Raw genomic sequence first — 12,500 nt, forward strand, 5'->3', positions numbered from 1 at the left:
GGCCGGCGTCATCCGCGCCGGCCGCCCGCACCGCGCGGCGACGTCTATGCGCGCGATCTGCCGGCGCTCGGCGTGCGCTTCACGTTGCGCGGCTGGCAGCCGGCGGAGGACACCGAGCGGCTCGCGCGCTGGTTCGACGAGCCGCGCGTGCGCGACGGCTGGCCGGGCGCGCAGCCCGCCCAACGCGGCACGGAAGGCCCGCAGGAAGCCGATCCGCACGTGACGCCGCTGGTCGGCTGTTTCGACGGCGAGCCGTTCGCGTATTTCGAGGCGTTCTGGCTGAAGGAGGACGCGCTCGGGCCGCACGTCGCGGCGCGCGACTACGACCGCGGGCTGCGGATGCTGGTTGGCGAGCCGCGCTGGCGCGGCGCGCATCGCGTGGCCGGCTGGCTGCCGTCCGTCGTGCATTACCTGTTTCTCGACGACCTGCGTACCGAAGCGGTCGGCTGTGCCGTTCCGGCCGGCCACACGCGGGTTGCCGACCATCTCGCGCGGCATGGCTTCGCGCGGCAGCGCCGTCTCGCGCTGGCCGACGCGCAGCCGTTGTGGATGCGCACGCTGCGCGAGACGTTCTTCTCCGGCCGTCACGTCTGACGGGCCGGATTCACCGACAAGGAAGCTGAGACATGCAGAGAGAAACCGTATTCGACCTGATCGGCGTCGGCTTCGGGCCGTCGAATCTGGCGCTGGCCGTGCGCCTCGCGGAGCGCAGCGGCGCGCACACGCTCGCCCATTGCTTCATCGAGCGTCAGCCGGAATTCGGCTGGCATCGCGGGATGCTGCTCGACGACTGCCGGATGCAGATTTCGTTTCTGAAGGATCTCGTCACGATGCGCGATCCGAAAAGCCGCTACACGTTCATCAACTATCTGTTCGAACGCGGCCGGCTGAACGAATTCGTCAACCTGAAGAACTTCTATCCGACCCGCGTCGAATTCCACGATTACCTGAGCTGGGTGGCCGATGCGTTCGACGATCGCGTCCATTACAGCGAGACCGTGCTGGGGATCGAACCGGTGCGCGGCGACGGCGCGAGGATCGACGCGCTGCGCGTGCTGTCGCGCGATGCGGCCGGCCACGAGCGTCAGCGCGTCACGCGCGCGCTGTCGGTCGGCGTCGGCGGCACGCCGGCGATTCCCGATGCGTTCGCCGCGCTCGGCCGCGACCGCGTGATCCATTCGTCGTCGTACCTGACCGACATCGACCGGCTCGTCGCGTCGCCCGACGGCGAGCGCCGCCGTGTCGCGGTGATCGGCGCGGGGCAGAGCGCGGCCGAAGTGTTCATCGACCTCGCACGCCGTTTCCCGCACGTCGACGCGAACCTCGTGATGCGTGCCGGCGCATTGAAGCCGGCCGACGACAGCCCGTTCGTCAACGAAATCTTCAGCCCCGAATTCACCGACGTCGTCTATGCGCAGCCGCACGACGCGCGCCGCGCGCTGCTCGAACGCTATCGCGACACGAACTATGCGGTGGTCGACCGGCCGCTGATCGAGCAGATCTACGAAATGCTGTACCTGCAGCGCATCGACGGCACGCCGCGTCATGCGCTGCTCGCGAACAGCGCGATCGAGGCCGCGGTGCGCACCGCCGACGGCCGCATCGAGCTGACGTTGCGCGACCGGATGAGCGGCGCGACGCGCGTCGAGCGCTTCGATGCGCTCGTGCTCGCGACCGGCTACCGCCGTGACACGCATTCGGCGCTGCTCGAAGGGCTTGCGCCGCATCTGGGCGATGCGCTCACGCGCGGCGACGTCACACGCGACTACCTGCTCGCGACGCCCGAGCACTTCGCGCCGCGCATCTACCTGCAAGGCTGCTGCGAAGACAGCCACGGCCTGTCCGACACGCTGCTGTCGGTACTGGCGCGCCGCGCGGACGAAATCTGCGCGTCGCTCGAAGACGGGATCGCGCCCGCGCATGACGAAGGCGCGGCCCGGACCACGCATGAAAAACGACCGAACGACGGGGTGAGCGCGAGCCGCATGGCTTTCGCTCTTTGACAAAGGCGCGGTCGGAGACCGCATGAAAAAAGTGGAGCAGAAGAAGATGGAGTGGGCAACAGGCACGCGTTTGCGTGCGATCGCAGCCGCGGCAAGCGTGGCGTTCGGTACGGCGGCGGCAGGGCACGCATACGCCCAGACGGCGCCGGCCGTGAACGCGGGCGCCACGGCGTCGGCCAGCAGTGCGCAAACCGGCGCGACGGCGACGACGTCGACCAGCGCGCAAAACGGCACGCTGCCGGCGATCACCGTCAACGCGGCCTCGGCCGGCGACGGCACGGTCGGGCTCGTCGCGAAACGCAGCACGACCGGCACCAAGACCGACACGCCGCTCAACGAGATCCCGCAGACGATCAACGTCGTCACCGCGCAGCAGATCGAGATGACCGGCGCCACCGACGTGAACGCGGCGCTGCGCTACGTGCCGGGCTTCTCGTCGTACGGGTCGGACAACCGCTCCGACTGGTACGCGGCGCTGCGCGGCTTCACGCCGACCGCCTACGTGAACGGGCTGCAGGTGCCGAACACGATCAACCTCGCGAGCTGGCGCGTCGATCCGTACATGATCGACAGCATCAGCGTGCTGCGCGGGCCGACCTCGGTGCTGTACGGCGCGGGCGATCCGGGCGCGATCATCGACGTGCACACCAAGCTCGCCGACGGCGAGCGCGTGCGCGAAGCGGGCGTGCAGATCGGCAACTACGCGCGCAAGCAGTTCATGATCGACGTCGGCGACAAGCTCGACCCGGACGGCAAGTATGCGTACCGGTTCGTCGGCGTCGCGCGCGACGGCAACGCGCTGACGGGCCCGAACAACGACCAGCGCGTCGCGCTCGCGCCGTCGTTCCGCTGGCGCCCCGACGCGGATACGTCGCTGACGCTGTCCGCGACCTACCTGCAGGACTGGGGCGACATCTCGTCGAACTTCCTGCCCGCGCAAGGCACGGTGCTGCCGAACCCGAACGGCCAGATCAACAAGGACGTCTACGAAGGCGACGGCAACTTCAACTACTACCGCAAGAAGCAGTGGTCGGTCGGTTACCAGTTCGAGCGCAACCTGACGCCGGCCTGGACGTTCCGCCAGAACACGCGGCTGATGCACCTGTCGCTCGACAACGGCTCGGTGTTCGGCAACGGCTTCGTCGAGGGCAGCACGACCGACGTGTCGCGCTGGGCCGGCGTGTTCCAGATGAACTACAGCCGCTTCGACATCGACAACAACCTGGAGGGCCGCTTCGCGACGGGCCCGCTGCAGCACACGCTGCTGCTCGGCTTCCAGTACAACCGCCAGACCGCGACCGACAGCGAATGGCTCGCCGCCGCGCCGCCGCTGAACATCTACAACCCGGTCTACCAGCCCGTCACGACGGCGGTGTTCACGCCCGACGCGACGTTCCGCACCAACACGTACACGACGATGAACACGTTCGGCCTGTACGCGCAGGATCAGATCAAGTGGAACCGCTGGACGCTGACGCTCGGCGGCCGCGAGGACTGGGTCAACATGCGGATGGACGACCGCGCGGCCGGTACGTCGACGAAGGCCGACGTCACGGCGTTCACCGGCCGCGTCGGCCTCACGTACCAGGGCGACTACGGGCTGTCGCCGTACGTCAGCTACGCGACGTCGTTCAATCCGCTGATCGGCGTGAACCTGGTCGGCGGCGGGCTGCCGCAGCCGACGCGCGGCAAGCAGATCGAAGCCGGCCTGCGCTGGCAGCCGCCCGGCAAGAACCTGATGCTGAACGCGGCGATCTACCAGATCAACCAGACCAACGTGCTCACGTCGGCGCTGCCGAGCCAGGACCCGACCGGCACGAAGTCGGTGCAGACGGGCGAAGTGCGCTCGCGCGGGATCGAGCTGAGCGCGACCGGCAAGGTCACGCGAAACCTGTCGGTGATCGCGTCGTACGTCTATCAGGACGTGAAGAACGTGCAGGCCAACGACGTCTCGCTGAACAACTGGCCGGTCGACATTCCGCGGCCGCGCCAGATGGCGTCGCTGTGGACCGACTGGACGTGGTACACGGGGCCGCTCGCCGGCTTCGGCCTCGGCGGCGGCATTCGCTACCAGAGCGCGTCGGCCGGTGCGGCCGACAACTCGCTGACGGTATCGAGCGTCACGCTGTTCGACGCGGGCCTGCATTACGACACGCGTAACTGGCGCTTCGCCGTGAACGGGACGAACCTGTTCAACCGCCATTACATCAGCGGCTGCCAGTCGAACAACGTGTGCATTTTCGGGACCGACCGCACCGTGATCGCGACCGCGAAATACAACTGGTGACGTCGCGCGCCGCGGCTCGCCGGCCGGCCTTCATGGCCGGCGCGGGCCGGCCGCGGCGCCTTCGTCCGCTTTTTCCACGACGCCTCCATGCCGAAGAAAAATCTCGTCTACATCCAGTCGCTGCGCAACGGCGCCGCTGATCGTGCCGGCCAGCCGGTCGCTTATCGTGGCGGCACGCGCTACATGAAGGCGCCGCTCGAATTCCTCGTCGAGCGCCTGAACGATTCGCCGCTCGGCGAACGCTATACGCTCCAGGGCGTGATCGTCGACGACGACGAAGGCTCGCCCGCCGACCGCGCGAAAGTCGCCGATTACGGGTTCGCGCGCACGCCGGGCCGCCCGTGGATTTTGCCGGAAGGCCTGACGGTGCAAGGCCGGCCGGTCGACGCGCTGTTCTGTTCGATCCCGTCGACGTACCGGCGGCTGCCGCGCGACGCGCGTGAGCGCGTGGCCGGCAAACAGGCATTCGAGCGGCGCCTGCTCGAGCGCCTGCTCGAACTCGATGCCGACCTCGTCGTGCTCGACGGGCTGCTCGTGATCCTCGACGAACTCGTGCGGCCGGGCGCGCGTTTTCATCGGCGCATCGCGAACATCCATCCGGGCATTACGGCCGACGACTCGCCGTATCAGCGGCGCGGCGCGTGGGCGACCCTCGACGCGCTGCACGGCGCGCGCGGCGAGCGGGTCGACTGGGTCACCGGCGCGACGTCGTCGATCGAACCCGTGACGATGACGGGAGCGTCGTTCCACTACGTCGACAACGGTATCGATTCCGGCGAGGTGATCTGCGACGTGCTCGACACGCCGATCGCGCCGGACGACACGATTCTCGAACTGCGCTGGAACAATTTCCAGCGCAGCCTGTTTCCGGCGCTCGAGCGTGGGCTGCACGTCCTCGCCGACCGCCACGACGCGGGAGCATTGTGATGCAAGACACGCTGACGAAACCGGCCGGCGTCGCCGACGCTGTCGAAGGTGAAGTGGCCGCGGCGCTCGATGGCGCCGCGCACGGGCAAGCGGCGGCCGTCGTCGAGCATGCGCTCGATGCCTGGCGGCCCGACGACGCGCCGGACGCGCTGCTCGCGACGTTCGTCGCGCTGTTCAACACCGACACGCGGCACGACGCGGCGACGATCACGGTGCCGCGCGGCGGCGCCGATGCGGCGGCCGTGGCGTCGTACGTCGCGCGTGCGGTGCGTGAAGGCGTGATCGACGGCGCGCAGGTCGCGGGCGATACGCTGCGGCTCACCGTGTCGCGCACGACGTTCTGGCAGAACCCGCGGCCGTGGCTGAAGGCGAGCGCATCGGGCGGGATGCCGCTGCGCTACGCGATCACGAACGGCCATCGGCATCCGGTACGGCCGCCGTCGCCGGCCGGCGAGATCTATGCGCGCCATATGCCGCAGGTCGGGATGACGTTCAGCCTGCGCACCGTCGACATCGACGCACACGCGGATCTCTTCAGCGGCTGGATGAACCTCGACCGCGTCGCGCATTTCTGGGATCAGCGCGGCACGCGCGACGAGCACGCGGCGTATCTGGCCGAACGGCTGGCCGATCCGCACATGCACCCGATGATCGGCTATTTCGACGACACGCCGTTCGGCTATTTCGAGTTCTACTGGGCGAAGGAGGATCGCCTCGCGCCGTTCTACGACGCGCACGACTACGATCGCGGGCTGCACCTGCTGATCGGCGACTCGCGGTTCCAGAGCGCCGGCAAGCTGCATGCGTGGTGGAGCGGGGTGCTGCACTACATGTTCGTCGACGAACCGCGCACGCAGCGGCTCGTCGGCGAGCCGCGCGTTGATCACGTGCGGCACATCGCGTACATGCACCGGCTTGGCTTCTACACGCTGAAGGAATTCGATTTCCCGCACAAGCGCGCGGCGCTCACGGTGATCGAGCGCGATACGTTCTTTGACACTTTCCGGTTGCCGTGACGGGGGTGGGGGTGCGCGGCGCCGGTGCGGCTGACGTGGCTGTCCTTTGCAAACGAGCCGCTCGCCGATTCCAGCTTCCTCGTCGAGCCGACCCGGGCAGGACGGTGAAAACGGCGTGACTGGCTGATGTCACGCCCGATGGACGAGCGGACCCGCGAGGAAGCCGCCGCGGAACGCATCGAGATACCGGTCCGCGTCGTCGTTGAATTCCCCGGGCAACAGCGCGAACGCGCGGGCCTGCAGATCCTGCCCGAGCATCGCGTAAGTCGCGTCGTCGGATAGCAGTGCGCGGATCGCATCGTGCGTGTGCGGTGACGCAATCTGCTTCGCGTCGCGTGCGAGCAGCGCCGCTGCCGCCAGCTCCGGCTGGAAGCCATGTTGTTCGATCAGGTCGGGCGCAACGTCCCAGATGCGCTCGCGATTGCCCGCATCGTGAAAATGCGTGAGCAGGAACAGCAGGTCGTATGCGTCGCTGTTCTGGCGCGCGCGCCGGTCCTTCCACGCGAGCAGCTTCAGCAGCGCGAGCGCCGGCAGGCTCGCCACCGGCACCGTGATGCCGGCGCCGATCGACACGGCGAGCGCCGTATCGACCGCCTCCTGAAACCCCAGGACGTTCAGCACGAAGTCGCCGCCCGGCGGCCATGCGATTTCGCCGGGCGGCGTTTCGAGCGGCCCGAACGGCACCAGATCGAGTTCGGTGCGAAACCCCGGCGAGCCGCTGTCGAACAGCAGTTTCTGCCGATGCTTCGGCGCGCGGGCGAATTGCCCGGTCGCGACGAGCGCATCGACGAGCCGCTCGTGAAACGGCCAGTTGACCGCGCACACAGCGACGTCGACGTCCCGCGTCGCACGCACCGGACGGATGCCGTGGACATGCCACATCAGGATGTCGCGCGCGGTCGCGCCGGCCACGACGAATGCCGCGTCGAGCCGCGCGCAGGCCGCGCCGACCGCCTGCAGCAACGCGACCGCCGCCGGCTCGAGCGGCCGGCGCGCGTCGATTTCAAGCGGGAGGCTGGGCGAGGTATCGGTCATGGATGTGTTCGGCGGCGGCAAGATTGCGGCTGTCTCCGGACGAGACGAGATCCGCGTAGACCAACAGCGGCGGCACGAGCGGCACATCCTGCTCGCGCCAGTCGAGCGCCGGCGACGGCGGCCAGAACGCTTCGAGCAGCTCGACGTCGCCATGCTCGTCCGGGCGCAGGCGGGCTTGCAGCAGCAGGCGATTCGACATGGCGCCGTGCGTATAGACGGTGATCGCTGCCGGCTTCAGGTCGTGCGTGAGCAGATCGGCCGCCGCTTCGCCGCCGAGCCGCGCATCGAACGCGGCGAAATCGAAGCCGCGCCACCAGTCGGGTGCGATCGCGGCAAACCGCCGGGCCGGCAGTTTCGCGCGCAGGCGGCTCGGGTACAGCGCGACCCATTCCTGCAGGAAGCGCGGCCAGTCGGGCATCAGCCGTTCGCCGTTGCGCCGCTGCGCGACGAGGCCGCGCGCGATCAGGTCGTCCATCGCGAGGTTGACCGTGCCGAGCGCGACGCCCGACGCGGCGGCGATCGCCCGGTACGGCTGCGCGACGAGGCCCGGCTGCGTCGCGAGCGCGAACATCACGGCGAGCCCCTTCGGCGTGGTCGCGCGCGACGCCTGACGGCGCGGCGTGCGCGCAGGTTTCGGCCGGCCGGCGATCATCAGGGTGGCCTCCGGCTGGATCAGGCTCGCATTGCCGGCGGTATCGAGAAACGGGATGTCGTGCTCGATCAGGCGGGCGGCCAGTTCGGCGGAAAAATAAGGCGCGACCAGCATAAGTGGCCGCTCGCCCGGCGCCGGCGTGCCGCCGCGGCGACGCAGCGCCGCCAGCGCTGCCTGCAGCGATTCGACGCCGACGCTCACGGCCGCCGGCATCTCGAAGCGCTGCCCGGCGATGTCGAAGCGGATCATTGCGTCGGCGCGCGCCTGGTACGCCGCCGGCACACGCACGGGCCGCGCAGCGAAGCGCCGGGTCGCGCGTCCGAACGCGGCACAGGCCTCGTCGAGCACGTGCTGTTCCGATAGGGGGAGGGGGACGTTCGCCGGCATCACGGAGGATCGATTGTTCACTGTTTTGTCAGCGTACACAAAAAATGTACAACCGTCAAAAAATGAACAAATGCTATCAACCCTTTGATAAAAAGGAATTATTCCGGAATTTTGAGCTGACGCCAACGATAACCTCCACGTGAAAATCGAGCCTTAACACACAGTGTCGGGCGTGCCGCTCGCCAGCGGCAGTCGTCCGGACGGGATAGCCCTCCCGGCAGCCGCGCTTCGCCTCGCGCCGTGCGATCGGCTGGCAATCGCCAGTTGCCATCGTGACGACTTTCTGTCTATTCGGTTGCCGTTCGTCGGACTATCCTTGCCCGCACACTCACAGCACACAGGAGACGACACCGTGACGCACAGCGTGATCCCCGCAGGCCTCGCCGACGAAATGATCGAGATCCGGCACCGCATCCACGCCCATCCCGAACTGGGTTTCGAGGAATTCGCGACGAGCGATCTCGTCGCGGAGCAGTTGCTGTCGTGGGGCTACACCGTGCATCGCGGGCTCGGCGGCACTGGCGTCGTCGCCCAGCTGAAAGTGGGCGACGGCAAGCGGCGCCTCGGTCTGCGCGCCGACATGGACGCGCTGCCGATCCACGAAGCGACGGGGCTGCCGTACCAGAGCACGATCGCGGGCAAGATGCACGCGTGCGGCCACGACGGCCACACGGCGATGCTGCTCGCGGCCGCGAAGCACCTCGCGCGCGAACGCCGCTTCTCGGGCACGCTGAACCTGATTTTCCAGCCGGCCGAGGAAGGGCTCGGCGGCGCGAAGAAGATGCTCGACGAAGGGCTGTTCGAGCAATTTCCGTGTGACGCGATCTTCGCGATGCACAACATGCCGGGCTTCCCGACCGGCAAATTCGGTTTCCTGCCGGGCTCGTTCATGGCGTCGTCGGATACCGTCGTCATCGACGTGCAGGGTCGCGGCGGCCACGGCGCGGTGCCGCACCGGGCGATCGATCCGGTCGTCGTGTGCGCGCAGATCGTGCTGGCGCTGCAGACCATCGTGTCGCGCAACGTGTCGCCGCTCGACATGGCGATCGTCACGGTCGGCGCGATTCACGCGGGCGAGGCGCCGAACGTGATTCCCGATCGCGCGCAGATGCGCCTGTCGGTGCGCGCGCTGAAGCCCGACGTGCGCGACCTGCTCGAAACGCGCATCAAGGAGGTCGTGCATGCGCAGGCGGCCGTGTACGGCGCGACCGCGACGATCGACTACCAGCGCCGCTATCCGGTGCTCGTGAACGATGCGGAGATGACGGCGTTCGCGCGCGGCGTGGCGCGTGAATGGGTCGGCGAAGCGAATCTGATCGACGGCATGGTGCCGCTCACCGGCAGCGAGGATTTCGCGTTCCTGCTCGAGAAGCGGCCGGGGTGCTACTTGATCATCGGCAACGGCGACGGGGAGGGCGGCTGCATGGTGCATAACCCCGGCTATGACTTCAACGATGCGGCGTTGCCGACCGGTGCGTCGTATTGGGTGAAGTTGGCCGAGGCGTTTTTGCTGTGACTGAGGACGCGAGACATGCGGCACCGGGCCGACTATCGGCCCCGCTTTGGAGGAGCGGAATGAGAAATGTACCAAAAATTGGTATATGATGGCCGCATCTAAAGGAGGTGACTCATGTCGCGAAACACATCCGTTTCCCTTGGCGATCACTTTGCAGCATTTGTCGATGCGCAGGTGCGATCGGGACGATATGGTTCCGCAAGTGACGTCGTGCGAGCCGGGTTGCGGCTCCTCGAATCACACGAAACGCAAATGCGTGCATTGCAGGAAGCATTGAAGGCGGGTGAAGGGTCGGGGACGCCCAAGCCCTTCGACAGCGAGGCCTTCCTGGCCCGCATGCGGGCCACGCATGGCGGTTAAAGGCAGACAACTTCGGCTGACCCCGTTGGCTGAATGCGATCTTGAAGACATTTGGCGCTATACCGCCGAGCATTGGTCGCCTGAGCAGGCAGAGCACTATTACCGCGATCTGATTGGCACCATGGAAGCGCTGGCGCGCGGTAAAAAAGCGGGGCGGATTTGCGTTGTTCGCGACGGATATTTTCGCTACCCCGCTGGCTCTCACGTTGTGTTCTATCGCGAAACGGATGAAACCATCGACGTCATCCGTGTCCTGCATCAACGGATGGACATCGAACGACATCTGTAGCCTCGCACGTCGGATGCCGTAATCGCTGCAAAGCGCTGCTCGATACCGATAGCATTGCGCCAAGTCGACGCAGACACGGCACCGATCAGTCTAGAACGCTTCCCCACCGAACAAAGCCACGACCGCATCCGGATTCGACGGCCAGTACATGTGCATGTACGTCGCGACGATCGCGCCGCTGCGATAGACGGCTTCGCCGCTGCCGGCCTCGCCATCGGGGCGGGCGGCGGTCGCGACCGGCACCAGCGGCGTATCCAGCCGCGAATAATGAAACGTATGCCCGCGCATCGGCCCGGTGCGCGTATCGAACTGCTGCATGCCGAGCGCCGCGAACCGGCGCTGCATCGTCGCATGGCCCCGAAGCAGGCCAAGCATCGGCGTCGTCGAGCCATCCACGTCGGTCAGCGATTCGCACAGATACACCATCCCCCCGCATTCCGCGACGATCGGCCGGCCGGCCGCCGCGTGCGCGCGAATCGTCCATGCGGTCGCGGCATTCGCGGCCAGCGTCGCCGCATGCAGTTCCGGATAGCCGCCCGGCAAAAACAGCGCGTCGCAATCGTCAGGCACGGGTTCGTCGGCAAGCGGCGAGAAGAACCGCAGCACCGCACCGAGCGCATCGAGCAGCACAAGGTTCGCCGGATAGATGAACGAAAACGCCGCATCGCGCGCTACCGCGATCCGCTTGCCGGCGAGCGCGCGCGGCAGCGGCGCCGCAACGTCCGGTTCCGCGAACGCGACGGCAGGCGGCAATTCGGCGAGCGCGGTTTGCGCGAGCACATCGGCCGCACGATCGAGCCGCGCGTCGAGATCATCGATATCGGCCGGCTGATGCAGGCCGAGATGTCGTTCCGGCAGCGCGATACCCGCATCGGCCGGCACGTGGCCGAGCCAGCGCAGGTCGTCGGGCAACGCCTGTTGCAGCAACTCCGCGTGCCGAGCCGAGCCGACGCGGTTGGCCAGCACGCCGTGAAACGGCAGCCCCGGCCGAAACCGCGCGAGCCCGAACGCGATCGCCGCGAACGTCTGCGCCATCGCCTTCGCCGAAATCACCGCGACGACCGGCACGCCGAACGCGACCGCGAGATCGGCGCTGCTCGGTGTGCCGTCGAACAAGCCCATCACGCCTTCGATCAGGATCAGGTCCGCGTCGCGCGCGGCGTCGGCGAGCAGCGCACGGCAACCGGCCCCGCCGACCATCCCGAGGTCGAGCGCATGCACGGGTGCGCCGCTCGCGCGTTCGAGCAGCATCGGATCGAGAAAATCGGGCCCGGTCTTGAACACGCGCACGCGGCGGCCGAGCCGCCGGTGCAGCCGCGCGAGGCCGGCCGTCACCGACGTCTTGCCCTGGCCGGACGCGGGCGCGCTGACGAACAGCGCGGGGCAGACCGGCATGCTCAGAACTCCACGCCGCGCTGCGCCTTCACGCCTTGCTCCTTGTACGGATGCTTGACGAGCCGCATTTCGGTGACGAGATCGGCCGCATCGATCAGCGCATCGGGCGCATGCCGCCCGGTGACGACGACGTGCACCGACTCCGGACGCGCGACGAGCGTCGCGAGCACTTCGTCGAGCGGCAGGTATTCGTACTTCAGCACGGTGTTCAGCTCGTCGAGGATCACCATCCGGTAGTCGCCGCTTTCGATCATCCGGCGCGCCTCGTCCCAGCCCTTGCGCGCGGTCGCGATGTCGGCGTCGCGGTTCTGCGTGTTCCACGTATAGCCGTCGCCCATCGTCACGAAATCGCATTCCGCGACCGCGCCGAGAAAGTCGCGCTCGGACGTATGCAGCGCCCCCTTGATGAACTGCACGACACCGAGCCGCATGCCGTGGCCGAGCACGCGCACGGCCATCCCGAACGCGGCCGTGCTCTTGCCCTTGCCGTTGCCGGTATGGACGATCAGCAGGCCTTTTTCCTGAGTGGCCGCGGCCTGCTTCTTCTCGTGGCCGGCGCGGCGGCGTTCGGCCATCCGCTGATGGGATTCGGAATCGGTCTTCATCGGGAATCGTCCTGTCGAAAGCGAAACA

At 67.7% G+C, this 12,500-nt stretch carries 12 protein-coding genes; 8 read left to right on the forward strand and 4 right to left on the reverse strand.

All coding sequences use genetic code 11. The features are described 5' to 3' along the window. From H3O04_RS17925 to H3O04_RS17945, 5 genes are all read left to right on the forward strand, one after another. Positions 1-594, forward strand: a 594-nt coding sequence (locus tag H3O04_RS17925) for a GNAT family N-acetyltransferase (RefSeq protein ID WP_202588166.1), incomplete at its 5' end; no start/stop codon positions are given. Positions 595-626: 32 nt separating this feature from the next. Then, entirely contained in the window at positions 627-2,003 is a 1,377-nt protein-coding gene (locus H3O04_RS17930) for a lysine N(6)-hydroxylase/L-ornithine N(5)-oxygenase family protein (RefSeq protein ID WP_202588167.1), read from the forward strand. 22 nt (positions 2,004-2,025) lie between these two features. Beyond that, entirely contained in the window at positions 2,026-4,290 is a 2,265-nt protein-coding gene (locus H3O04_RS17935; protein WP_023478129.1) for a TonB-dependent siderophore receptor, read from the forward strand. 87 nt (positions 4,291-4,377) lie between these two features. Beyond that, entirely contained in the window at positions 4,378-5,217 is an 840-nt protein-coding gene (locus tag H3O04_RS17940) for a formyltransferase family protein (RefSeq protein ID WP_006476042.1), read from the forward strand. Continuing rightward, the gene (locus tag H3O04_RS17945; RefSeq protein ID WP_034174139.1) at positions 5,217-6,233 is read left to right on the forward strand and encodes a GNAT family N-acetyltransferase; all 1,017 of its coding nucleotides are present in this window, start codon (positions 5,217-5,219) and stop codon (positions 6,231-6,233) included. The genes H3O04_RS17940 and H3O04_RS17945 overlap by 1 nt, the downstream gene beginning before the upstream one ends. A gap of 129 nt (positions 6,234-6,362) precedes the next feature. Here H3O04_RS17945 and H3O04_RS17950 read toward each other — a convergent pair whose 3' ends face one another. Together H3O04_RS17950 and H3O04_RS17955 are read right to left on the reverse strand one after the other, a co-directional pair. After that, entirely contained in the window at positions 6,363-7,268 is a 906-nt protein-coding gene (locus H3O04_RS17950; RefSeq protein WP_202588168.1) for a nucleotidyl transferase AbiEii/AbiGii toxin family protein, read from the reverse strand. Further along, positions 7,237-8,307 carry a type IV toxin-antitoxin system AbiEi family antitoxin gene (locus tag H3O04_RS17955; protein ID WP_034174138.1) on the reverse strand — a complete coding sequence of 357 codons (1,071 nt, stop codon included), beginning with the start codon at positions 8,305-8,307 and terminating at the stop codon, positions 7,237-7,239. Before H3O04_RS17955 ends, H3O04_RS17950 begins: the two co-directional genes overlap by 32 nt. 352 nt (positions 8,308-8,659) lie before the next feature. Between H3O04_RS17955 and H3O04_RS17960 the strand changes: the two genes are divergently transcribed. From H3O04_RS17960 to H3O04_RS17970, 3 genes are all read left to right on the forward strand, one after another. Continuing rightward, positions 8,660-9,823 (forward strand): M20 aminoacylase family protein, encoded by a 1,164-nt coding sequence (locus tag H3O04_RS17960; RefSeq protein WP_202588169.1) that lies wholly within the window; start codon positions 8,660-8,662, stop codon positions 9,821-9,823. A 114-nt stretch (positions 9,824-9,937) separates the two neighbouring features. After that, positions 9,938-10,183 (forward strand): type II toxin-antitoxin system ParD family antitoxin, encoded by a 246-nt coding sequence (locus tag H3O04_RS17965; RefSeq protein ID WP_006476037.1) that lies wholly within the window; start codon positions 9,938-9,940, stop codon positions 10,181-10,183. Further along, complete coding sequence (locus tag H3O04_RS17970; protein ID WP_021033200.1) at positions 10,173-10,472, forward strand: type II toxin-antitoxin system RelE/ParE family toxin; 300 nt, start codon at positions 10,173-10,175, stop codon at positions 10,470-10,472. The genes H3O04_RS17965 and H3O04_RS17970 overlap by 11 nt, the downstream gene beginning before the upstream one ends. 90 nt (positions 10,473-10,562) lie before the next feature. Here H3O04_RS17970 and H3O04_RS17975 read toward each other — a convergent pair whose 3' ends face one another. Further along, positions 10,563-11,867, reverse strand: coding sequence for a cobyrinate a,c-diamide synthase (locus tag H3O04_RS17975; protein ID WP_202588170.1), 1,305 nt, complete (start codon positions 11,865-11,867; stop codon positions 10,563-10,565). A gap of 2 nt (positions 11,868-11,869) precedes the next feature. After that, the gene (cobO, locus tag H3O04_RS17980) at positions 11,870-12,472 is read right to left on the reverse strand and encodes a cob(I)yrinic acid a,c-diamide adenosyltransferase (RefSeq protein WP_006476035.1); all 603 of its coding nucleotides are present in this window, start codon (positions 12,470-12,472) and stop codon (positions 11,870-11,872) included. Positions 12,473-12,500: the final 28 nt, after the last annotated feature.

The organism is Burkholderia sp. KCJ3K979 (genome assembly GCF_016759955.1).
GTDB lineage: Bacteria > Pseudomonadota > Gammaproteobacteria > Burkholderiales > Burkholderiaceae > Burkholderia > Burkholderia orbicola.